Origin of the sequence: Sulfitobacter sp. AS92, assembly GCF_038900015.1 — a bacterium.
GTDB lineage: Bacteria > Pseudomonadota > Alphaproteobacteria > Rhodobacterales > Rhodobacteraceae > Sulfitobacter.
In genome coordinates this window covers 181132-203395 of the sequence record NZ_JBBMQL010000005.1, presented here as the reverse complement: position 1 = coordinate 203395, position 22264 = coordinate 181132, and the positions used below count along the sequence as shown (strand labels likewise).

The following is a 22264-nucleotide window of genomic DNA, read 5'->3' as shown; positions in this document are numbered from 1 at the left end:
CGCGGAGGGATTCTCACAATGGGGCGGCGCAAAATGTCCAAGCCCTGTGCCAAGGGTCAGTCTTTTTGCAACGCGCGCAGCACGCGATCCAACGCTTGGCCCTCTTTGGAGTATTTAGCGGGGCCATCCTTAACAAGGTTGTAATAAGCACCCGCATCATAGATCTGCACAGGCAGCTTTAGATCCCGCGCTGTCAACTGGCCGGTCGCCGCCAGCACTGAATAGGCCGCCACATAGAGATCTGCACGGGCGGACACTTGGGTCGATTCTGCATCCAGCAGCGACTGTTCGGCGTCCAGCACATCCAAGGTTGTCCGTGCGCCAAGGGTGGCTTCCTCGCGGATACCACGAAAGGCGATACGTGCCGCGCGAATTTGGCGTTCCGAGGCTTCCAATTGCGCACGCGCCGATGCCAGCGCGGCATAAGCGTTGCCAACGTCCTGCTCCACATCACGGCGCACCACATGCAGGTTCGCACGCTGCGCATCACGCTGCGCCATTGAGCTGCGCACAGCCGAAGAAAGCGCCCCGCCTTGATAAATGGTCTGCCCGACATTCACGCCAACGCTACCGCTGCGGGTATAGGCGCCACTGTCGAAAGTCTCGTTCAATCCATATTGGCCATTCAACGTAATACTCGGTGCCATCGCAGCCTCATTGGCCTCGACGGCAAGATCAGCTGCCGCGACCTGATGCTGTGCCGAAATGATGGACGGGTGCTGGCGCACAGCCAACCCTTTGGCCGCCGCAAGATTACCGCCAACATTGGGCAAGCTTGGCGGCTGGCGGAGGTTACCGGGCGCACGCCCAACGACGTTGCGATACTCCTCAACCGCGCGCAGCAGATCACCTTCGGCGCCGGCCAAACCACTGCGCGCATCTGCCAGCTGTGCTTCGGCCAAGGCTACATCGGTACGGGTCACTTCGCCTACGTCAAAGCGGTCACGCGCGGCGCGCAATTCTTGGGTCAGCAGGCGCAGGTTATTGTTGCGCAATTCAACCGTTTCTGAGGCTTCGATCACGCCCATATAGGCCGCAACTGCGCGCAAGAGCACCTGTTGCTCAAGGTTCACAAGGGTTTGCCGAGTGGCAAGCACAGTTTCCTTTGCGGCTTCAATCCGATAGGCACTTGCCCCGAAATCATAGATCAGCAATTCGCCAATTAGATTGATTGATGCCTGCAAGCTGTTTGTCGACGACGCGGCCAGCAATGAAGAACTCCGCGAGGTACCAAAGCTCTGCGTCAGGTCCGCAGCCCAACGCAACACTGGCTTCAGCGCCGATTTGGCGGTCGCCACATCCTCGTCGGCAGCGCGCAAGAGCGCACGGTTCTGCTCAAGCAGCCCGGAATACTCGTACGCTCCGACCAATGCATCAGCCAATGTCTCGGCCAGAGCCGCGCGCGGTAGGGTCATAGCCCCCACCAAAGCAAGGCTCACCGGCACCGCAAAAACAAACCGTTTAAGTGATTTCGAAAAACTCATCGCGCTCATGGCATGCTGCCCCTGAATAGCTGTTATGAACCCTTTCGGACCGGCCTACAGGCCGACCGGGACAGTTGCCCCTACCCTGAACGCGATGCTGTATCGCTTACAGCTGAAACTCTGCATGCCGCTCAAAGCCACGCAGCACCGGCGCACCAGCGTTGAACTCTGACCGCCATGAGACATGGCCGCTTCGTTTGTAGCCTACGCGCACTTCGCCCAGACCCCGTTCCATAAAGAGAGAGGCAATACGCCCACCCTCTTTCACTTGCTCCAACAGCGCTTTAGGCACTTCGCCGACAGCGCCTTGAATAATCACCACATCGTAAGGCCCATGCTGCGGCGCACCCTCGGTGAGCGGGGCCACATGAACGATCACGTTATCCGCCCCAGCCTGCGCCAACGCCTCTTGCGCCTCAGCGGCCATGGCTTCGTCTTCCTCAACCGCGACAACAGCTTCGGCCATATGAGCGATCACTGCGCTGGAATAGCCCATCGCGCACCCAATATCGAGCACAAGCTCGTCATTGGTGATGTCGAGGTGGTCGAGCATCTTTGCCAAAGTCCGCGGGTCCAACAGCACACGGTCCTGCCCCAAATCGAGGTTCTCTCCTAGATAGGCGGCCTCACGCTGTGCCGCGGGCACGAAGTCTTCGCGCTGTACGGTTAACATCGCGTCAATGATTGGAAACTTGGTCACATCCGAAGGACGAACCTGCGTATCTACCATAGTTACGCGGCGGGCGGCGAAATCACTCATCAGCTAAACTCATTCGTTCAGGGTGTCTGATAAGTGATGTGACACATTGCCGGGCCAGCAGCAACGCCCTGACCGCGTTTTCGCTCGCATATGGGTCTTGCAGCGCCCCCCACGATCCGGTAGCAGTGCGCCAACCACCGGTCGGCGAGTTGGCGGAGTGGTTACGCAGCGGATTGCAAATCCGTGTACAGGAGTTCGATTCTCCTACTCGCCTCCATTTTTTTCGAAATCATAGGGTTAGCGGCGCGACGGTTGAGTGGGTCACACGCCCTATGCAGCTGTCATCCTATCTCTGTCGTTCTCGGCACGGTATTTACTACTTTCGCTGATCGATCCCCTGCCATTTGAAGAAGAATCGAACTGGCATTCGCATTTCTTTGAGCACTCGATGCCCTGATCGTGCTGGCGATTTGGCGCGCAATCTTGCATCCTGTGGGCGGTTGCTACGCGAGAACGAAGATTTGGCGAGACGATAAGAGTCGATAATGGAAGCGAATTTATCGCGCGCGACCTCGACCTCTGGGCCTACGCAAACAACGTGCCTTTAGACTTCTCACGGCTGGGCAAGCCGACCGACAACGGGTTTATAGAAGCGTTCAACAGCAAGTTCCGCGCAGAGTGCCTGAACGCTCACTGGTTCATGGCGCTTGCAGATACGCGAGAAAAGCTGGAAGGGACTTGGTCCTTAGGTCACCAGCTTTACAATCCATCCAATCTCTGACGCTCAAAACAAAAACAGAGAACGGGTTTCCCCATTCTCTGCTCAAAGTAGCCGTCGGTAGTACGAGGTAAAACCTACCTATGACCTCACGTGCGTTTAGAAGCCCATCACCAAGGACAAGCCGATGGTGTTGTCGGTCGACTTAAGGCCGGCAGTCGGGTCCGTGTTGTAATCCGTCCGGTAGCTGACACGGGTCGAAAGGTTGTTCGACACCTTGAAATTGACGCCCGCATCGTTCGAGACGATCGTGTTTGCATCGGAGCCAAGAATGTCTGTGTCATTGGTAAAGGAAACCGTGTCGGTCAGCGCGTAGAAGTACCGGGACGACACGATGAAGCCGACTTCGGTGTCGGAATTGCCAGTCGCGTCTTTGTAGTAGCGAGCACCAGGACCGGCTTGAACGCGCCATGTGTGGTTCGGCTCGTTCAGGACACGGTAGCCGGGACCAAATCCAAGGAAGGCGTCGGTTTCCGAGCCGGGCAGAATTGCACCGGAGTTGTCGGTCAGCAGCCCGTCATATTGGAAGCGGCCAATCCCGAACATGTAGAATTCTGGCGTGAAGTAGCGGCTGGCTTCATAGGTGCCAAAGAATTTCTCTTCGTTCTTTGTGCCATTTGCCTCGCCATATTCTACCGCGAAACCAACGAGGTGGTTCCAGTCGCCAATGCCGTAGGTCAGGCGGCCTGCGCCGGCCACTTCACCGTTGTCGGTGTTACCCGAGGTGCCTGAGGCCGTCAGGGCGAAGGAGCCGCGCCAGCCTTGGGCCACACCATTGGGTCCAAAGCGGTCATCATCTTCGCCGCGACGCTGGTCGCGTTCGACTTCGGTGGTGATGTCGTCAATCTGGTCGTTCAGAGCGGTGACGCCGGTCAATGTGCTTTGGGCTGATACAGGTGCAGCTATGATCAGCGCCAGAGTGGAAACTGTGGCAAGTTTTGCGAGAGTTTTCATGGGTCAATCCTTCCCCAAAAGAAGTGATCCGAACCGAAATGATCCGAAAGCATCTCTGCTGATTGGGTGTTTACCTCCACCGCTGTGGTGAGGAAAATTCGAATGACTTATGGATAAAGCGATAATTACTCGCTTGTATTTTGAGTTGGCAGGACGGGTTCGTAATCTTCCATCGAAGCCAAATCGTCTACGAGGGTTTCTTGATCTTTTTCAGCTGCATGTACGACGGCCTTCAACGTCTTCCGGGCCAATTCGGCAAGATCATCATCAATGTCCTCTCGCCATACCACCCACGAAGGGTAGGGAAAATGTGGCGCATCTGCCACAAGGTGGAGTTTTCCGTCATGTAAATAACGCTTGACCGATCTGGCGGGGAGGAATGCAGCGGCGTGCCGATTGACGACATATTCCATCGCCAGAGCACCTAAGGCTAAGGATCTGCCAGAATCCGTAAGGTGCGGCAGGGCAACCGCAAGGGCATGGGTAAACTCCGGCCCCCAATCCACTGCGACATAATCTGTGAGGTTTTCCAGCGTCGCATCAGGATAGGATGCGACGAGTATCAACTCATCGTCCAGTGCTGGTTCAACGATCAAGCCGGGCCGGAGTTGCGGAGTGTATAAAAGCGCCGCTTGGATCACGCCTTCAACCAGAAAGCGGGTGATGCGGTCTGTCATACCCACTTCTCCATGGACGCTCAATTCCGGCATCGTTGTTTGAAGCGCGTCGAGCCAGCGAAAGCCCAAACCCGGCCAAAGAGAATACTGCGCGCCGATGCTAAGCGCCCTCGAATACCCGTGCGGAATGGAGATTTTCTGGCGGGCTTCTTCCCAGATTTTCAAAAGGCTGAGAGCATAGGGCTCAAACTGTTGGCCCTCAGCGGTTAGGACAGCGCCAGCCTTTGAACGGGTAAACAACTGATGCCCCAGACTGTCTTCAAGCCGCTGGATGCGCAGGCTTATAGCAGACTGCGTCACAAATAACCGATCCCGCGCCGCGACGAACGAACCGGTGTTGGCAACCTCAAGGAAGGTCTTGATCAGCGTAATGTCCATCGTTTTTGCCATAAGCATATCGCGCTTCAAGCATCATTCTTATTCGTTATTAGAATTCAATAAAAGCACCTATTTAGGGATCAGCAAGGCGAAAGCCTGATTAAGAAAAGGAACCCCGAGTATGTTGAATGCAAAAGTAGTACTTACCGCCGCGATGATCAGCGCGCTGACAGTTGTGTCTGCCTGCTCCACGGAACAGGTCGTAGACAACACTGTAGGGGCAACCAGTTTCATCGCCAAAACCGCAGTCAAAGGCACTGTGGGCGCGGGCCGACTGGCGGTCAAAGGGGTCAAGAAGGCTTCGGGCGCAGAGTAAGCGGGAACCTCGACCGAAAGAAACACTCCTTAACCGGTGCGCCAAACTGTGCGCACCGTATAAGTTATCTTTGATCCACCATCAAATTACCCACCGCACCGAAAACAAACCAAAATAGGCCAACCGCCGCAGGCGACGAACCGCGTTGACAGGCACGGTGATGCCCCTCCTCGCCACGGGCATTACCGTGCCGCCGCTCCCAATGCTGCGAAAAGATAAAGTGACTTATCGCTGCGGTGAGCCATGTCTTACACAAAAGCAGCCGAAAAATCAGCGAGGGTTTCATGACGACATTCACCGTAAACGGAGAAGAGCGCACAGTAGACGTGCCCGGCGATACCCCCCTGTTGTGGGTCCTGCGCGATGAACTGAAACTCACCGGAACGAAGTTTGGCTGTGGCGTCGCCCAGTGCGGCGCGTGCACTGTGATGCTGGATGGCATGACCCGTCGGTCTTGTGTGACACCTGTGTCGATGCTGGAGGGGGCCGACATCCAGACCATAGAAGGGCTCGATACACCGGAAGCCAAAGCCGTGCAGGCGGCATGGACCGCAATCGACGTGCCGCAATGCGGTTGGTGCCAATCGGGCCAAGTCGTCAGCGCCGCAGCGCTGCTGTATGAGATCCCCAACCCCACGGATGAAGACATTGATCATGCAATGGCCGGGAATATCTGCCGCTGCGCGACCTACGTCCGCATTCGCCAAGCGATCAAAGACGCCGCTAAGACGTTGGAGGGATAAGCCATGACCATCACACAAAGCCGACGCAACTTTCTTGCCTCCTCGCTGGGCCTTGTCATTGCCGTGGCGCTGCCCATGCGCGGTCGTGCGCAATCGGGGGCGGCACTCGCGTTCCAGCCGGATGGCACCGAGCCCACATTCGCACCGAACGCCTTTATTCGGGTCGCCGAAGACGACACCGTCACCGTCATCATCAAACACATCGAATTCGGCCAGGGCCCCTTCACCGGCCTTTCCACGCTGGTTGCAGAGGAAATGGATGCGGACTGGAGCCAGATGCGCGCCGAATCCGCGCCGGCGGACGACGAGAAATACAAGAATCTCTTATTCGGCCTGCAAGCCACAGGCGGATCGACCGCAATGGCCAACAGCTACACCCAAATGCGCAAAGCAGGTGCTGCGGCCCGCGCGATGCTAGTACAAGCCGCAGCAGAAGATTGGGGCGTGGATGCGTCTACGATCACCATCTCCGGTGGCGTGCTGACCTCTGGCGATAAATCTTCGACCTTTGGACCGCTGGCCACAAAGGCCGCGATGCTAACCCCGCCCGAAGATCCCCCCGTCAAAGACCCCAAGGATTTTGTCCTGATCGGCAAAGATCGCCCCAAGCTCGACAGTCAGGCCAAATCTACGGGGTCTGCCGTGTTTACGATGGATATGGACCTGCCCGGCATGGAATATGTCGTAATCCGTCACGCGCCCATGTTGGGCGGAACTGTCGCCAGCTTTGACGACGCCGATGCGCTGAAAATGCCCGGCGTCACAGCGGTGCGTCAAATTCCGCAAGGGATTGCGGTCTACGCAACATCAACCCATGCGGCGCTCTCCGGGCGCAATGCGCTGACGGTTGAGTGGGACGACAGTGCCGCAGAGACGCGGACTTCGGCCCAGATGATGGAAGATTTTGCTGCGTTGGCTAATAGCGGCGAGGCGCGGGCTGCGGAGGAAGTCGGCGATGTCGACGCGTCCCTTTCCGAAAGCCAGAACGTGGTCGAAATGGAATTCCGGTTCCCCTACCTCGCCCATGCGCCGATGGAGCCGCTAGACGCTGTCATTCAGGTGAAAGAGGGCAGCGCCGAAACTTGGGGCGGCTACCAATTCCCCGGTTTTGACAGGCAGGCAGTTGCGGGCACCCTCGGCTTGCCGGTCGAGAATGTGAAGCTGAACGTCATGTTGGCAGGTGGGTCCTTTGGCCGCCGCGCTCAGCCGTCTGCTCAGATCGGCAATGAAATCAGCGCGATTGCCAAGGCCGCCGGGCGTGACGGGGCCTGGAAACTGATCTGGACCCGCGAAGACGACTTGGCTGGCGGCTATTACCGCCCGATGACCGTCCACAAAATGCGCGGTGCGGTTGATACCGATGGCAACATCGTTGGCTGGCACGATGTCATTGTGAACCAATCCATCATGGCCGGTGGCCCGATGGAGCAGATGATGAAGGACGGCAAGGACCCAACGTCTTATGAGGGGGCGGTCAAGATGCCCTATAATCTGGCCAACTTGCGTGTGGATTGGGTCCGCGCGGAAAGTGCGGTGCCGGTTCTGTGGTGGCGCTCGGTTGGGCACTCGCACACTGGATACGCCACCGAAGTGTTCTTGGATCACCTGCTCGAAGCGGGCGGCAAAGACCCATTGCAAGGCCGGCTGGACCTGTTGAAGGGTGATATGGGCCGTGACCGGGCGGTGCTGGAAAAGGTCGCTGAGATGGCCGATTGGGACGGGACCAAAGTGAAGGGCGACAAAGGCTATGGCGTGGCTTTGCACGAATCCTTTGGCACCTATGTGGCTCAGATTGCCGAAGTCGAAGACCGCGATGGGTTCCCCCATGTGACGAAAGTCTGGTGCGCCGTGGATTGCGGTGTTGCGGTGAACCCCAACGTGATCCGCGCCCAAATCGAAGGCGGCATCGGCTATGGCTTGGGGAGTATCTTGTTCAACGCAGTGACCCTCGGAGAAGGGGGCGTGGTGCAAGAGCAGAACTTTGACACCTACCGGATGATCCGGATCAACGAGATGCCTGCGGTCGAGGTGGAAATCATCGAAAGCCCGCTGGACCCGACCGGCATTGGTGAGCCGGGCACGCCCCCCGTGGGCCCTGCTGTCGCCAACGCATGGCGCGCTCTAACCGGTACAAACGTGACCACCCTGCCCTTCTTGTCCGCGAACGGAGCCTAAGCCATGAACACTTTTTCCAAACTGGCCGTAGTCAGCATTCTTTGGGCTGGCGCGGTCAATGCCGAAACTGTCAATGGCCTGCGCACGGCTGACGAGTTCGACAGCATCGACAATGAAGCTGATCGGTCCGTCGCGCTCTTCGAAGAAATGTTTCTCGTGATCGAAAGCCCGCGCTGCATGAACTGCCATCCGGTGAACAACACGCCCTTGCAGGGGGACGACATGCAGCCGCACCAGCCGCCCGTTGTCCGGGGCGATGCCGACTTCGGTGCGCCGGGCATGCGCTGTTCGACATGCCATGGGTCTAAAAACTTTACCTATACCACCGGCGAGGGGTCGATCCCCGGACACGAGCCATGGCAGCTTGCGCCGATTGAAATGGGATGGGTTGGGCTAACGGCAGCAGAGGTTTGCGCGCAACTTAAAGACCCGAAACGCAACGGTGACCGGACGCTGGCCGAACTGCATGAGCACAACGCAGAAGACGGGCTGGTCGGTTGGGGCTGGGAGCCGGGCGTCGGCCGAACGCCAGCCCCCGGTTCACAGGAGGTGTTTGGCGCCTTGACGCAGGCGTGGATCGACACTGGTGCGGCTTGCCCGACAGGGTGACCCGATCGGGGGAATTCCAATGGCTTTGAAAGAAGCGCCTTATATGCTCGGTGACGGTGAAGTTTTTAGGATGGCAAAACACTATCTTCGGCCTGCGCTATTGCTGGCTGCAGATAGATTAAGTCTCCCGCGAATAACACAGCGTTTGCAAGAGGTTATCAACAGCTCCCGTACGGCACCCTGAAACCGAAATACGCCTGCGCGTTGCCAGTGTTCACATGTTGAAACCACGTAGCATCAGTGAATTTGTAGTGTTCGATGCAAGTTTAGCGCGACAAGTAGATTTTCGGCGCGTAAGGATCCTCAGCTTCTGGCGGAATAGAAATGACCTACAGCGACAATCCCGTGCAACCAACCCGCCTGCCCCCTTTGGGGGAGCGTATCGGCGTCATATCCGACACGCACGGTCTCTTGCGCCCCGAAGCATTGGATGCCCTCGAGGGCGTCAGGCATATCCTCCATGCAGGCGATATCGGCGATCCCGAGCACCTTAAAACGCTGGCGCGCATCGCCTCGGTAACGGCAATCCGCGGCAACATCGACCGCGGAGATTGGGCAGATGCGTTGCCAGAAACGGCCAGCCTTACACTTTGCGGGCTGCGCATTTACATGATTCATAACCGCAAAGACCTAAGGGCCGATCCAGAAGCGGAAGGGGTGGACGTTGTGATATCGGGCCATTCTCACAAGCCTCGGATCGAAGCCAGCGGCAGCCCCTTATGGCTCAACCCCGGCGCCGCTGGCCCCCGGCGGTTCCGCCTTCCGATTTCGCTGGCTTTCCTATGGAAGGATGTCGACCACCCTCGCGCTATAATCCACACACTGCTTGTCTAGATAACGAAACCTACGACAGACAGAGACGAAGCGGACATGCCGACGTATGAAGCCCGCCCCCCCCTTGGCGGTTTCGATTATCTCCAAACAGCAACATGGCGGGTGTCAGGACGAGTGTCAGCAGCGTGGCCACGACGAGCCCCCCCCTACAATAGCGCTCGAAAGTTCGGTCCAGTATTGGGTCGACGGCGCACCAAAGACGATTTCGCGTGTGAAGAAGTTCAGGTTCGCACCAGTCGCACCGACGAGAAAGGCGCCGGGAATGGCGAGGTCAACAGGAGTGGCCCAGCGAAGACCAAGCGCGGCCACGATAACGATCATGACTAGCAAAACAGCGGCAATAACGTTTGCCACTAAGTCAGCAAGCAGAGTTTCCACCTCTTCGGACTGATCCTGAAAGCAAGTCACGTTAATGCTTTCGGGCCAATCTTTGCGCAGTTCTTCCAAAGCATCGCGGGTCGCCGCAACTGTTTCGATGATAGTTGCGCCAGAGCCGCCACTTGGGCAGACGCCACGCTGCTACATCGGCTTACCGGCTACCGGCCCCAGACCGACATCCACGAGGGCATCGCGCGTTTCGTCACATGGTTTCGGGACTATCACGGCAGATAGCCGCGGCAATCATTACTGGTGCTGCTGGCGCACGTAATCCATCACAGCGCCTCGGACCGACATATCACCCCGTTCGCGCGCCGCGTGGATGACTTCGCGCACGTCATCCAGATTGCAACGTCGCAGCAGGCTTTTGACTGGCCCGATTGACGCCGGGCGCATCGATAGGGTGTTGAGCCCAATGGCCGCGAAACACAATGCTTCGACGGGGCGGCCCGCATCCTCACCACAGAATGACAGCGCCGTATCGGTTTCGGCACAACGCGCGACGATGCCCTCAAGGAAGGTTAAGAAAGAGACATTCAGCGTGTCATAGCGACGCCGCACCCGCTCATTCTCACGATCAGCGGCAAAGAAAAACTGTTTAAGATCGTTGCCCCCGATGGAGAGAAACTCCACCTCTTCAAAGAACTTTTTCGGCGCAAAGGCGAGGCTGGGTGTCTCAAGCATCGCACCAATTTCAAGTTTCTCAGGCAGCACATGGCCCAAAATACGCTCACGTTCCATCGCCTTGTCGACCTCAGCACGGGCGGCACGGAACTCCTCGAACTGGGCCACAAATGGGAACATTACCGTCAGCGGCCGCCCGGCGGCGGCGCGGATCAGCGCCTGCAGCTGCATTCGCATGACCCCCGGCTTGTCCAATCCCACACGGATCGCGCGCCAGCCCAAGGCGGGGTTCGGCTCATCGTTGGGCTTCATATAGGGCAGCACCTTGTCCGACCCGATGTCGAGCGTGCGAAACACCACGCGGCGGCCATGTGCGGCATCAAGCACACGAGCATAAAGTGCGGCCAGTTCAGTCCGGCGCGGCATTTGGTTACGCACAAGAAACTGCAGCTCGGTGCGAAAGAGCCCTACGCCTTCGGCCCCCGACCCCTCAAGGGAGGGCAGATCGGCCATCAGTCCTGCGTTCATCTGCAAGCTGATGATCTTCCCGCATTTCGTCTCAGCTGGTTTGTCGCGGATCGAGGCATAGCGTTCTTGTGCCTCTGCCTGCATCGCGATCTTGTCGCGGAAAGCCGTGGCGACGGTATCATCAGGCCGCAGATGCACCACGCCCTGTTCCCCATCGACCATAATGTGGTCGCCATTCAGCGCGTCGTTGGTGATGCGGTTGGCATGAACGATCAATGGAATCGCCAGCGCCCGCGCCACGATCGCCGCATGAGAGCCGACCGAGCCGCCCTCCAACACAATGCCGCGCAGCGACCGCCCATAATCCAGCAGTTCCGCCGGTCCGATGTTGCGCGCCACGAGGATCGGATCGACGGGCATCTCTGCGCCCGTGTCGGTGCCCTGCCCCGTCAAATGCCGCAGTAAACGATTTGACAGGTCATCAAGATCCGACAGACGTTCACGCAGATAGGCGTCATTGACCTGCCCCAACCGGGCGCGGGCCATGGATTGTTCTTTCTCAACCGCAGCCTCGGCACTCAGCCCACTATGAATATCCTCCACCATCCGCCGCATCCAGCCTTTGGAATTGGCGAACATGCGGTACGCTTCAAGCACCTGTTGCTGCTCTTTGTCGGCGGTAAGGCTTAACAATTGGTCAACACTGACGCGCAATTGCTCAACTGCTTCGGTCAGACGCTCGGTCTCGCGTTCCGGGTCATCGGCAATGGGGTTGGAAACGACCACGCGCGGCTCATGCAGCCAAACATGACCTTCGGCCACGCCCTCTTGCCCTACGGTGCCGCGCAACAAAACCGGCTGACTGTGACGGGCCAACATCGCAGCGCCCTCGCCAACAAAGGCGCCAAGTTCGGCCATTTCGGCCAGCACCATGGCGACAACTTCCAGCGCATAGACCTCGTCGGCGGAGAACTCCCGTGCCTGTTTGGATTGTACGACCAACACGCCCAGCGTCTCGCCCAAGCGCTGGATCGGCACCCCAAGGAACGAGGAATAAATCTCCTCCCCCGTTTCCGGCATGAAGCGGAAACCGGCAGCCTGCGGCGCGTCGGGCGTGTTGATGACGTTGCGCCGCTTGGCCACGCGGCCCACCAGACCTTCGCCCAATTTCATGCGGGTTTCATGCACCGCCGCCTCGTTCAGACCTTCAGTCGCACAAAGCTCAAGCGTATCTTCATCGCGGAACAAATAGATCGAGCAGACTTCGCAGCCCATGGAGTTGGCAATCAACTGGGTAATCTTATCCAGCCGCGCTTGGCCGGCCAAATCACTGGCCATCGCATCGCGCAGCCGCCCAAGCAGCTTTCGGCTCTCTGTCTCAACCCGTTCGCCCATATGGTTTGGTCCCTGTCCCTCTGGAGCAGGGTTTAGCGCACTCGCGCAAGGATAGAAATGCTATTCGCGCAAAACCCCGCATCCAAGGCCAGCATATCGGCAGGATGCTGCAGTTTTACGCAGGCGAAGGGCCCGCGTAAAACCTCTTTGATTGCAGACCCTTAGGCCGCTTTATCCAGTTCGAAAGCATCATGAAGCGCCTGCACGGCCAACTCCATATACTTACGATCAATCAGCACACTGATCTTTATTTCAGACGTGGTGATAACCTTGATGTTGATGCCTTCGTCCGAGAGGACTTTGAACATCTTGGCGGCCACACCAGTATGGCTGCGCATGCCGATGCCCACCACGGAAACCTTGGCCACACCCTTGTCAGCGATCAGCTCTTGGTAGTTGATGATGCCATCTTCATGGGCTTTTTCCATCGCCTTTTCGGCGCGGATCACCTGATCGACGGGGCAGGACCACGTCATATCGGTGCGACCTTCTTCGGCTATGTTCTGAACGATCATGTCGACGTTCACGCCACCATCGCTGAGCGCGGTAAAGATCGTCGCCGCGATGCCGGGGCGGTCTGCCACGGACACCAAGGTCATCTTTGCCTCATCACGGGAAAACGCGACCCCGGCCACCACATTGCTTTCCATGATTTCCTCCTCATCGCAGACGAGCGTCCCGGCATCGTCAGATTGTTCTTCGAAACTGCTCAACACCCGCAGTTTAACCTTGTAGCGCATCGCCAGTTCGACCGAGCGGGTCTGCAAAACCTTCGCCCCGAGCGACGCGAGCTCCAGCATCTCTTCAAAGGAGATCTTGTCAAGTTTGCGGGCCTTGGATTCCACCCGCGGGTCGGTCGTATAAACGCCGTCCACATCGGTATAGATATCGCAGCGTTCCGCATCAAAGGCGGCGGCAAAGGCCACAGCCGTCGTGTCAGACCCGCCCCGGCCCAGCGTGGTGATCCGGCCCTGCGGGCTGATGCCCTGAAAGCCCGCAACCACCGCAACCTTCATGCCTTCGCCGAATTTAGCGGTGATGTTGTCGGTAGGGATTTCCTCGATCCGGGCGGCGGAGTGGGCATCGGTCGTGCGCACCGGCACCTGCCAGCCCTGCCACGAGCGCGCAGGCACGTCCATTTCCTGCAAGGTCAGCGCCATCAGACCAGCGGTCACATTCTCCCCGCTCGACACAATGGCGTCATATTCGCGCGCATCATAAAGCGGCGAGGTCTCATTGACGAAGCCAACCAGCTTGTTCGTCTCGCCCGACATGGCCGAGACGATAACGATCACGTCATAGCCCTTGGCAACCTCGACGCCCACGCGTTTAGCCGCGCGGCGAATACGGTCCAAAGTGGCGACCGAAGTCCCACCGAATTTCATAACCAGAACAGGCATATTGTCCCCCGCGCAACAGTCCAGCGCGGTCTAAGCCCACGGCACGGCAAGGGCAAGCCTATTTAACATGACGTTATGCCGCGCGGCCTAGAACGGATGCGCCCGGCCATCCCATGTCTCAAAGCAGCCTGTTTGAGCAAGGTCCAGCGTGGCGATCCGTTGTGCAAGACCTTGAGCGGATTCCGTGACGCTGATCTCGCCCTGATCGCCACCCATATCCGTGCGGACCCAGCCGGGATGGTAAATGCCGACGGCGATGCCCTCAGGCTTGAGATCAACCGCCAAATTACGCCCCAGATTGATCGCTGCCGCTTTGGAGGTGCGGTAGATGTAACTGCCCCCCGGTGCCCGCGTTGAAGACCCCATTTGCGATGCGATGATCGCGATTTTCGCGCCCGAAGCAGCCCGCAAATTGGGCAGAAGCGACTGCACCGTCAGGAACACGCCGGTCACATTGGTCGCGAAACTCTGTGCCCAGAGATCAGGACCAAAGCCGGTTTCCAGATCGTCACCCTTATCAAGATAGACGCCAGCGTTGCAGATCAGCAGGTCCAATGGGCGGTCTTTTAGCGTTCTGGCAAAGGCCACGTGGCTTGCCGGGTCGGTCACATCCAACACAGCCTCCACCCCCGCGCCGCGCGCGGTGCCGATCACCTTTTCGCCTGCGGCTTCATACTGGGCGGCCAGCGCCGCGCCGATGCCGCGGCTTGCGCCGGTGATAACGATGGTCATGGGCGGTCCTTTAAGAAGATTGGGCCTTTACAAGAATGGGCCATCAGGAAAGTTGGCGTTTGGGTCTGAACGGCAGTGGCATCAAGGGAACGCCTTCCTCCACCAAGGCCCGCGCCTGATCTAGCCGCGCTTCGCCATAGATCGCGCGTTCAGGGATGCGCCCTGCGTGCATGTCACGCGCTTCACGAACAAAGTTTTTGCCCACGTAATCCGATGTGGATTCCACCTTTTTGCGCAACGCTGTAAGGGCTTTTTCGACATCGCCCGGAGGGTTGGACAGGACAGGGACGGATTTCTCTGCCGCCTCGGGGGCCGCTGGCGCACTCTCGCCCGACGTCACGCGCGGGGCCATCAGCGATTTGCTCACGTCGCCCGATCCGCAGACCGCACAGCTTAGATGTCCGGCGCGGGCGAGGCTGTCAAATGCGGCCGCCGATTGGAACCAACTGTCGAAACCATGTCCGGCCTCGCATTTTAACGCATAGCGGATCATTCGCCCGGTCCTTGAAAATCTATTCTTTAAATGGGCTGCAGCGGTCGAGAGGTCAAGATAGCCGGGACTGGCCCGCGGGTCACGGTCATGTGCGATTAGCCCGCCAAGCCGCCACTGCGCGGATCGAAATCGCGGATCAGCCGCGCCAGATCGGGTGCATCCACCAACCGCGCGGCCTTCCGGCGCGAGCACCACATCCGCTTGCGCTGTCCCTTTTCAGGGAACTGTTTGGCCAATGCTTTGACCTTCACGGGGTAAAGCATAGCCAGACAGGGCACCGCCCCGTCCTCACCCGTTTTGGCATAGCTATAGACGCCCAGACATTGCCCGCGCACCTGCCCAACGACGCCGCCTTCTTCCCATGCTTCAACCAAGGCCGAGGCCGCGGGAGTTTTCCCGTCCATTGGCCAGCCTTTGGGGATGATCCAACGCTTTCTGCCGCGCGAGGTGATCAGCAAAACCTGCAACTTGCCACGTTTGCGACGCCAGCAAAGTGCCGCAAATTGAATGCGCAGATCGTTCTTCTGCCCACCGTTCAAGGATATCGGTACCTGTGTCGTCATCCGCCGCAGCCGCACCCTCTGGCTGGTTGTTTTCACTTTCACCCTAGCGCGGCAATCCTTGTCTGGCCATATGCACTTGCCCCCCCTCAATGCATCAAAGATACTACCAAAATGATAAGATTTTGCGCCCTTCTGACCCTGTTATGCAGCCTTGCCCTCCCCCTTCGGGCCGAGGCGCCGCTGACAGTCTTTGCTGCCGCCAGCCTGCGCGGCGCACTTGAGGAGATCGCCGCGGCGTTTCCCGTGCCCTTGGTCTTGGCCTATGGCGGGTCGGGCACGATGGCGCGGCAGGTCGCCGCCGGAGCGCCTGCGGATGTCGTTCTGCTCGCGAACACTGATTGGATGGATTGGTTGGCAGATCAAGGGATCATCGCCGCTGAGGAGGCGCAGATCATCGCCCGCAACCACTTGGTTCTGATTGCTCCCAAAGGGACCGCATCGCTGTCTCATCCTGCGGACCTTCCCGCCCGGCTTGGCCCCACGGGTCGGCTGGCGATGGGCCAACGCGACGCGGTGCCCGCAGGCAGCTACGCCCGCGACTGGCTGACGCATGAGGGGTTGTGGAAGGGTTTGCAAAACCAATTGGCCGAGACCGACAATGTCCGCGCCGCGTTGGCCTTGGTCGCGCGCGGCGATACACCCTTTGGCGTGGTCTATGCCAGCGACGCCCATGCCGAGGCTGACGTGCAGGTTGTCTTTGAGGTGCCCGCCGACACCCATGCCCCCATCACCTATCCCGCCGCCGCCTTGACCCCAGCGGGCGCGGGTTTACTTGCGTTTCTGACCACGGAAAAGGCGCAGGCTATTCTTGAAGGCCATGGTTTCGTCCGGGCCGATCATGGATCTTGATGCTGCCGCTTGGGCCGCGCTCACGCTGTCGCTGCGGGTGGCGAGCGTGGCGATGCTCTGCTCCCTTCCGCTGGCGCTTTGGGTCGCATGGATCCTCGCCCGTAAGGAGTTTCCCGGCAAGGGTCTTCTGAGTGCGCTGGTCCATTTGCCATTGGTTCTGCCACCGGTGGTGACGGGCTATTTGCTGCTGTTAAGCTTTGGCCGCAACGCCCCCTTGGGGCGGCTGTTGGAGAGCCTTGGCATCGGCCTCGCTTTTCACTGGACCGGGGCGGTTCTGGCCGCGCTCATCATGGGTTTCCCGCTGATGGTCCGCGCCATGCGTCTGGCGATCGAAGCCGTCGATCCCCGGATCGAAGCCGCCGCGGCCACGCTCGGCGCGCCGCGCGTTAGCGTGTTCTGCCGCGTGACCCTGCCGCTGATCTTTCCCGGCATCCTCGCCGGGGCTGTGATGGGCTTTGCCAAGGCGATGGGCGAATTCGGTGCCACGATCACCTTCGTCGCCAATATCCCCGGTCAGACCCAAACCTTGCCGAGCGCGATTTGGACCGCGTTGCAGGTGCCGGGCGGCGAAAACCGCGCCTTGGCCATGGCAGCCTTGGCCGGGCTGGTGGCGCTGGCCGCCGTGCTGCTTTCCGAAGCCTTGGCGCGACGGGTCGCCAAACGGATTTCAGGGGCGCGCTGATGCTGGAGGTCACGCTGCGCCACGGGTTTGACGGGTTCAATCTGGATCTGTCCTTCAGCACCGAAGGTGGCATCACCGCTCTTTTTGGCCGCTCGGGCGCGGGCAAAACGACAGTGATAAATGCGGTCGCCGGGTTGCTGCGCCCCGACATGGGGCGCGTGGTGCTGGACGGTGAGACCCTCTTGGACACAGAGCGCGGCATCTGGGTGCCTCCACATCGGCGCAGGCTGGGCTATGTCTTTCAAGATGCGCGGCTTTTTCCACATCTCGACGTTCGCCGAAACCTAACCTTCGGCGCGCGCTATGGCCCACGCGGCAGCCGGGGCGCCGGTTTCGATGATGTCGTCGATCTGTTGGGACTTGAACCACTTTTAACGCGCGCCCCCGCAACACTGTCGGGCGGAGAAAAACAACGCGTCGCCCTTGGCCGGGCGCTTTTGTGTCGCCCGCGTTTACTGCTGATGGACGAGCCACTGGCGAGCCTCGATGGACCACGCAAGCAAGAGATCCTCCCCTATCTTGAACGCCTACGCGATGGCGGTTTGGGCCTGCCGATCCTTTATGTCAGTCATGCGGTGGATGAAATCGCGCGGCTGGCCGACCGTCTGGTTCTGTTGCAAGATGGGCGGCTCAAAGCGCAAGGCGCGCTGTTCGACGTGATGGCTGATCCTGCCGCCGTGCCCCTGCTGGGCGTGCGCGAAGCTGGTGCAGTGCTGGAAGCTGATGTCATCAACCATGCCGAGGATGGCCTCTCGACCTTGGCTGTGCGGGCGGGGCAGCTGGAACTGCCGGGCGTGCAGGCCCCGATTGGATCGCGGGTGCGGCTGCGGGTATTGGCACAAGATGTCATCCTATCCCGCCAACGGCCCGAAGGGCTGTCATCGGTCAATATTCTAGCAGTGCGGGTGGAGGCCGTGCATCCGGGCGACGGGCCGGGTGCGGCCATTGCCCTCAGCGCAGGCGGAGACCGCCTACTTGTCCGCGTTACAGCGCGCGCCGTGCGCGATCTTGACCTGCGCGCAGGGATGGAGTGCTACGCCATTATTAAAGCGACCACCGTGGCACCGGGCAGCATTGGGCGTTGATCAACGTTTCGGGGGCTTTCGGCCCATTTTCTGGCGCAACCGCGCGACCAATTCTTCCTGAGGGATATCGGCCTCAATCGCCAGTTTGCGCATGCCGAAATGCACATGCGCCATATCCTGATAATAGCTGGTATAGGCGTAATTCGTCGCCGCCCCGGCCACCGCCCCCAGCACCGGCACTGCTTGGGCTGCGAGTTTTTGGCCCAACACCACGGCGAGGCGCGGTGCCACACGGGCGATCACCGCGTTCATCGCCCGCCCCGTCAACGCCATGCGCACGGTCAGAAACCCCAGATCGGCACTGTCGTCATCGGCCAGCGGCCCGGCGGCGGTAAACACATGCACGCAATCGAACTGCACGTTCTCGGCCGCTGGATCAAACCCATGTTCTGCGGCCACGCCCTGAATAACCCGCAACAGCAGCGTGGTGGTCACGGGCAGCTCGGCCAGCGCGGTGGGCAGCCCCCCGGCCCCGCCAGCGGCCCCCATTGCGGTCGAGACCGCTTGGTTTAGCCAACCTTGCTGGTCCTTCACATAGCTGCGGCTGGAATGCGCAGCCTGCATGGCGTGGTTCAGCGCCTTCATCGTGGCACTTTCGAGATTGCGACGCACAGCCCCCGGCAAACGGTCGATCAACCCATCCGCACTGCCGCCGATCAGATTCAGCACATGGATGCCAACCCCTCCCGCCTGTTTGTAGCGCCGGGCGATTTCATCCAGTCGGGCATCAACGTCGATGGTGCTGGGCAGGTTGCTTTCGATCCGCATGGGCGTCCCTCTTTGAGCTTAGGCTCAATGTGGGTCGGGGCTGGGGTAAAATCAATCGTGCCAGTGGCGAACCTTGCCGATTACGCCGGCCCAAGCATCCTCAGCCAAGGACCGGCCCAAGACGCGTGCGGGGTTTGTCGGCGGGGGCATTTCCACGTTTTGCAACAGGGTAAAGCCAAAGCGGTTATAGTAAGGCGCATCACCCACCAACATCACCCGTTCCCAACCAAGCGGCCCCGCCTGCGCCAGCGAGGTTTCAATCAAGGCCGCGCCCAGCCCTTCGCCCTGACGGGTCGGGTGGACGGCAACCGGACCAAGCAGCAGCGCCTCTGTCGCGCCGATCCTAACGGGCCAATAGCGAATTGCGCCCGCCAGAATACCACCACTGTCACGCGCCACATGGCTCAGCCCTGCCACGGGCGGCACGCCATCGCGCAGCCGGTAAGACGACAGCGCCTCGCGCCCCGGCGCGAAACAGGTGTCATAAAGCGCCTCAACCTCCCAATGGTCGGCGGGCCCCTCCGGGGTCATCTTATAGGGCATCTGATGCAAGGCCGGAGGCTTTCAGGAGCAATTGCGGGTGGCGCTGGACGTAGCATGAGGCTAGCCATGGGTGCAAACTATCAAGGAGTGTTCATGTTCTATCGTCCCGAAGACGGCCATGGTCTGCCGCATAACCCATTCAACGCCATCGTAACCCCGCGCCCCATCGGCTGGATCTCCAGCCGCGATGGTCAAGGCCGCGACAACCTCGCGCCCTATTCTTTCTTTAACGCCGTGGCCTATGTGCCGCCGCAGGTGATGTTCGCGTCGACCAGCGCCAAGGATGATGTGGACGGCACCAAGGATTCGGTGGCCAATATCCGCGAGACCGGTGCCTTTTGTGTCAACATCGTCGAATATGCCGCGCGGGATGTGATGAACGTGACGTCTGCGCAGTTGCCGCATGGCACCGATGAGTTTCAGCGCGCCGGGATCGCCAAGGCGGAATGTGATCAGATCGCTTGTGCGCGGGTGGCCGATGCCCCGGCGAACCTGGAATGCAAGGTGACGCAGATCGTGCAACTGCCCGGTGAGGCGAACTTTGTGGTCTTTGGTGAAGTTGTGGGCGTCCATCTGCGCGACGATTGCGTGGTGGACGGACGTTTTGACGTGACGCAGTACCAGCCGCTGTCGCGGATGGGGTATCGTGATTACACGGTGGTGCGCGAGTTGTTCGAGCTGAAGCGGCCTGATGATTGAGTAAGGGCCAGCGCCTGCCCGCGGGTGGGCGATCCTAAGGCCTATGCTGCCACTTTATGGCTCAACCATGATGTGCGTTCTCGAAGGAGCGCCTAGCCTCACCAAATCGCCTACCCGTCCGGGCGGGCAAGCGCTGGCCCGGCGCCTGCGGCTTGATTCCGGGCTGGGGTGAAAGAAAAAACCCGGCGCTTCGATTGAACGCCGGGCTTTCTTTTTCAGTGCCCGCCCAGAACCCCGGTGCGCACGTCGTAATCCACGGCCAATTCATAATCGGGGTCATCGTCACTATCGACAATGAGATGCCCAGCCTTGTTCAACAACCGGTGACAATCGCGGCTGAGGTGACGCAATTGCAGACGCTTGCCCGCTGCCTCGTATTTCGCCGCCATTGCCTCAATCGCCTGTAGGGCGGATTGATCCACCACCCGGCTGTCAGCAAAATCGACGATCACCACTTCGGGATCGTTTTCCACGTCGAACAGCTCAGCAAAGCCATCTGCGGATCCAAAGAACAGCGGCCCGTGGATTTCATAGACCTTGGCCCCTTCCTCGCGCACCGACTGGCGGGTGCTGGCATGGATGCGCCGCGCGTTGTTCCACGCATAGGCCAGCGCCGAGACGATTACGCCGACGACTACCGCCACGGCGAGGTCTTCCATCACGGTGACCACTGTGACCAAAATGATCACGAAAGCGTCCATCAGCGGCACCTTGCGCAGGATCGTGAGCGAGTTCCACGCGAAGGTGCCGATCACCACCATGAACATCACGCCGACCAACGCCGCTAGCGGGATCAGTTCGATCACCGAAGAGCCAACGAGGATGAAGAGCAGCAGGAATACCGCCGCCGCGATGCCTGCTACACGCGTCCGCCCACCGGATTTCACGTTGATCATCGACTGACCGATCATCGCACAGCCGCCCATGCCACCAAAAAAGCCGGTGACGGTATTGGCCACGCCTTGGGCGATACATTCCTGGCTCGCGCCACCGCGCTTGCCCGTCAGATCGCCAACAAGGTTCAGCGTTAGCAGGGATTCGATCAGGCCAATTGCCGCAAGGATCACCGCATAGGGCAGGATAATCTCAAAGGTTTCCCACGTCAGCGGCACCATAGGAATATGCCATTCTGGCAGCCCCCCTTGGATCGAGGCCAGATCGCCCACGCGCGGCACATCAAGGCCAAAGCCGATCACCAGCGCGGCAATGATCCCAATGCCTGCCAAGGGCGCAGGAATAAGGCGGGTAATACGCGGTGTGACCCAAATGATCGCCATGGTTGCGGCAACCAATCCCAACATCATCACGAGCGGCTGACCGGAAAGCCATTCACCGCCACCCATCCCATGGCCAGTGTCGACCATCGTGCCGGGCACCTTAAACTGGCTCATTTGTGCCAGGAAAATCACGATGGCGAGCCCGTTGACAAAGCCCAGCATCACCGGATGCGGCACCAGTCGGATGAACTTGCCCCATTGCATGACGCCCGCGAAAATCTGCATAAGCCCCATCAGCACCACGGTGGCAAAAAGGTACTCGACCCCATGCTGCGCCACCAAGGCGACCATGACCACAGCCAACGCCCCTGTGGCACCCGAGATCATGCCAGGTCGGCCGCCAATCAGCGCTGTGATCAGACCGACGAGGAAGGCCGCGTAAAGCCCCACCAGCGGATGCACCCCGGCGACAAAGGCAAAGGCCACCGCTTCGGGCACCAGTGCAAGCGCCACGGTCAGCCCCGACAGCAATTCGATCCGCAGCCGTCCGATGGAGAAACCATCGTCAGGCATCCAGCGCAAATCGGTCACATCAAGGTTCTTGGCAAAGTTGTGCAGCGTGGCGCGCATAGGGGCGTCCTTTGACTTTCGGAAAACAGATATGAGCGCCGGAAGCCGCAGTTGCGGGGCGCTTTTGGCAGCACCTAGAGCAGTTTTGCC

The 22264-nt window shown here is 59.6% G+C and carries 22 protein-coding genes, 1 tRNA gene and 2 pseudogenes; 12 read left to right on the top strand and 13 right to left on the bottom strand.

All coding sequences use genetic code 11. The features are described 5' to 3' along the window. Nucleotides 1-56 precede the first annotated feature (56 nt). Nucleotides 57-1493, bottom strand: a complete 1437-nt coding sequence (locus tag WNY61_RS11715; protein ID WP_342851615.1) for a TolC family outer membrane protein — start codon at nt 1491-1493, stop codon at nt 57-59. Between the two features lie 97 nt (nt 1494-1590). After that, nucleotides 1591-2244, bottom strand: a complete 654-nt coding sequence (locus tag WNY61_RS11710; protein WP_342851614.1) for a methyltransferase domain-containing protein — start codon at nt 2242-2244, stop codon at nt 1591-1593. Nucleotides 2245-2387: 143 nt separating this feature from the next. Here WNY61_RS11710 and WNY61_RS11705 point away from each other — a divergent pair. Both WNY61_RS11705 and WNY61_RS11700 read left to right on the top strand, forming a co-directional pair. Beyond that, nucleotides 2388-2461: transfer RNA gene (locus WNY61_RS11705), tRNA-Cys, on the top strand. 249 nt (nt 2462-2710) lie between these two features. Further along, nucleotides 2711-2917 (top strand): annotated as a pseudogene (locus tag WNY61_RS11700) (integrase core domain-containing protein); the annotation flags it as partial. A gap of 144 nt (nt 2918-3061) precedes the next feature. Here WNY61_RS11700 and WNY61_RS11695 read toward each other — a convergent pair. After that, on the bottom strand, nt 3062-3916 hold the full coding sequence (locus tag WNY61_RS11695) for a DUF481 domain-containing protein (protein WP_342851613.1): 855 nt from the start codon (nt 3914-3916) through the stop codon (nt 3062-3064). A 125-nt stretch (nt 3917-4041) separates the two neighbouring features. Next, the gene (locus WNY61_RS11690) at nt 4042-5001 is read right to left on the bottom strand and encodes a LysR family transcriptional regulator (protein WP_342851612.1); all 960 of its coding nucleotides are present in this window, start codon (nt 4999-5001) and stop codon (nt 4042-4044) included. 91 nt (nt 5002-5092) lie between these two features. On the opposite strand from WNY61_RS11690, the gene WNY61_RS11685 reads away from it, so the two are divergent. From WNY61_RS11685 to WNY61_RS11665, 5 genes are all read left to right on the top strand, one after another. After that, complete coding sequence (locus WNY61_RS11685) at nt 5093-5287, top strand: hypothetical protein (protein ID WP_342851611.1); 195 nt, start codon at nt 5093-5095, stop codon at nt 5285-5287. A 284-nt stretch (nt 5288-5571) separates the two neighbouring features. Continuing rightward, on the top strand, nt 5572-6030 hold the full coding sequence (locus WNY61_RS11680) for a (2Fe-2S)-binding protein (RefSeq protein ID WP_342851610.1): 459 nt from the start codon (nt 5572-5574) through the stop codon (nt 6028-6030). 3 nt (nt 6031-6033) lie between these two features. Further along, nucleotides 6034-8205, top strand: coding sequence for a xanthine dehydrogenase family protein molybdopterin-binding subunit (locus WNY61_RS11675; RefSeq protein ID WP_342851609.1), 2172 nt, complete (start codon nt 6034-6036; stop codon nt 8203-8205). Nucleotides 8206-8208: 3 nt separating this feature from the next. Next, nucleotides 8209-8814 carry an Isoquinoline 1-oxidoreductase subunit gene (locus WNY61_RS11670; RefSeq protein WP_342851608.1) on the top strand — a complete coding sequence of 202 codons (606 nt, stop codon included), beginning with the start codon at nt 8209-8211 and terminating at the stop codon, nt 8812-8814. Nucleotides 8815-9138: 324 nt separating this feature from the next. Continuing rightward, complete coding sequence (locus WNY61_RS11665) at nt 9139-9648, top strand: metallophosphoesterase family protein (RefSeq protein WP_342851607.1); 510 nt, start codon at nt 9139-9141, stop codon at nt 9646-9648. A gap of 117 nt (nt 9649-9765) precedes the next feature. On the opposite strand, the gene WNY61_RS11660 is transcribed toward WNY61_RS11665, so the two are convergent. Beyond that, nucleotides 9766-10125, bottom strand: coding sequence for an efflux RND transporter permease subunit (locus WNY61_RS11660; RefSeq protein WP_342851661.1), 360 nt, complete (start codon nt 10123-10125; stop codon nt 9766-9768). Between the two features lie 18 nt (nt 10126-10143). Between WNY61_RS11660 and WNY61_RS11655 the strand changes: the two are divergent. Beyond that, nucleotides 10144-10260: pseudogene (locus WNY61_RS11655) on the top strand (epimerase); the annotation flags it as partial. Nucleotides 10261-10272: 12 nt separating this feature from the next. Here WNY61_RS11655 and ptsP read toward each other — a convergent pair. The 5 genes from ptsP to WNY61_RS11630 all read right to left on the bottom strand — a co-directional run bounded on the left by ptsP (nt 10273) and on the right by WNY61_RS11630 (nt 15701). Next, nucleotides 10273-12513 carry a phosphoenolpyruvate--protein phosphotransferase gene (gene ptsP, locus WNY61_RS11650; protein WP_342851606.1) on the bottom strand — a complete coding sequence of 747 codons (2241 nt, stop codon included), beginning with the start codon at nt 12511-12513 and terminating at the stop codon, nt 10273-10275. 161 nt (nt 12514-12674) lie between these two features. Then, on the bottom strand, nt 12675-13913 hold the full coding sequence (locus WNY61_RS11645; RefSeq protein WP_342851605.1) for an aspartate kinase: 1239 nt from the start codon (nt 13911-13913) through the stop codon (nt 12675-12677). Between the two features lie 87 nt (nt 13914-14000). After that, nucleotides 14001-14645 carry an SDR family NAD(P)-dependent oxidoreductase gene (locus WNY61_RS11640; RefSeq protein WP_342851604.1) on the bottom strand — a complete coding sequence of 215 codons (645 nt, stop codon included), beginning with the start codon at nt 14643-14645 and terminating at the stop codon, nt 14001-14003. Nucleotides 14646-14688: 43 nt separating this feature from the next. Further along, a complete protein-coding gene (locus tag WNY61_RS11635; protein ID WP_342851603.1) occupies nt 14689-15138 on the bottom strand; it encodes a DUF1178 family protein in 450 nt (149 codons plus the stop codon). A 95-nt stretch (nt 15139-15233) separates the two neighbouring features. Next, the gene (locus tag WNY61_RS11630; protein WP_342851602.1) at nt 15234-15701 is read right to left on the bottom strand and encodes an NUDIX hydrolase; all 468 of its coding nucleotides are present in this window, start codon (nt 15699-15701) and stop codon (nt 15234-15236) included. Nucleotides 15702-15812: 111 nt separating this feature from the next. Between WNY61_RS11630 and modA the strand changes: the two genes are divergently transcribed. From modA to modC, 3 genes are read left to right on the top strand one after another with little or no spacing between them, the layout of a single operon-like run. Continuing rightward, nucleotides 15813-16550 carry a molybdate ABC transporter substrate-binding protein gene (modA, locus tag WNY61_RS11625; protein WP_342851601.1) on the top strand — a complete coding sequence of 246 codons (738 nt, stop codon included), beginning with the start codon at nt 15813-15815 and terminating at the stop codon, nt 16548-16550. Further along, entirely contained in the window at nt 16540-17232 is a 693-nt protein-coding gene (modB, locus tag WNY61_RS11620; protein WP_342851600.1) for a molybdate ABC transporter permease subunit, read from the top strand. Before modA ends, modB begins: the two co-directional genes overlap by 11 nt. Next, nucleotides 17229-18317: a molybdenum ABC transporter ATP-binding protein gene (gene modC, locus WNY61_RS11615; protein ID WP_342851660.1), complete on the top strand. Its 1089-nt coding sequence runs from the start codon at nt 17229-17231 to the stop codon at nt 18315-18317. Before modB ends, modC begins: the two co-directional genes overlap by 4 nt. Here the strand turns inward: modC and WNY61_RS11610 are convergent, their stop codons facing one another. Together WNY61_RS11610 and WNY61_RS11605 are read right to left on the bottom strand one after the other, a co-directional pair. Continuing rightward, entirely contained in the window at nt 18318-19085 is a 768-nt protein-coding gene (locus WNY61_RS11610) for an EcsC family protein (protein ID WP_342851599.1), read from the bottom strand. Nucleotides 19086-19136: 51 nt separating this feature from the next. Continuing rightward, nucleotides 19137-19628, bottom strand: coding sequence for an N-acetyltransferase (locus WNY61_RS11605; RefSeq protein WP_342851598.1), 492 nt, complete (start codon nt 19626-19628; stop codon nt 19137-19139). Nucleotides 19629-19721: 93 nt separating this feature from the next. On the opposite strand from WNY61_RS11605, the gene WNY61_RS11600 reads away from it, so the two are divergent. Further along, nucleotides 19722-20327, top strand: coding sequence for a flavin reductase family protein (locus WNY61_RS11600; RefSeq protein WP_342851597.1), 606 nt, complete (start codon nt 19722-19724; stop codon nt 20325-20327). 215 nt (nt 20328-20542) lie between these two features. On the opposite strand, the gene WNY61_RS11595 is transcribed toward WNY61_RS11600, so the two are convergent. After that, the gene (locus WNY61_RS11595) at nt 20543-22174 is read right to left on the bottom strand and encodes a SulP family inorganic anion transporter (protein WP_342851596.1); all 1632 of its coding nucleotides are present in this window, start codon (nt 22172-22174) and stop codon (nt 20543-20545) included. Between the last annotated feature and the right edge of the window lie 90 nt (nt 22175-22264).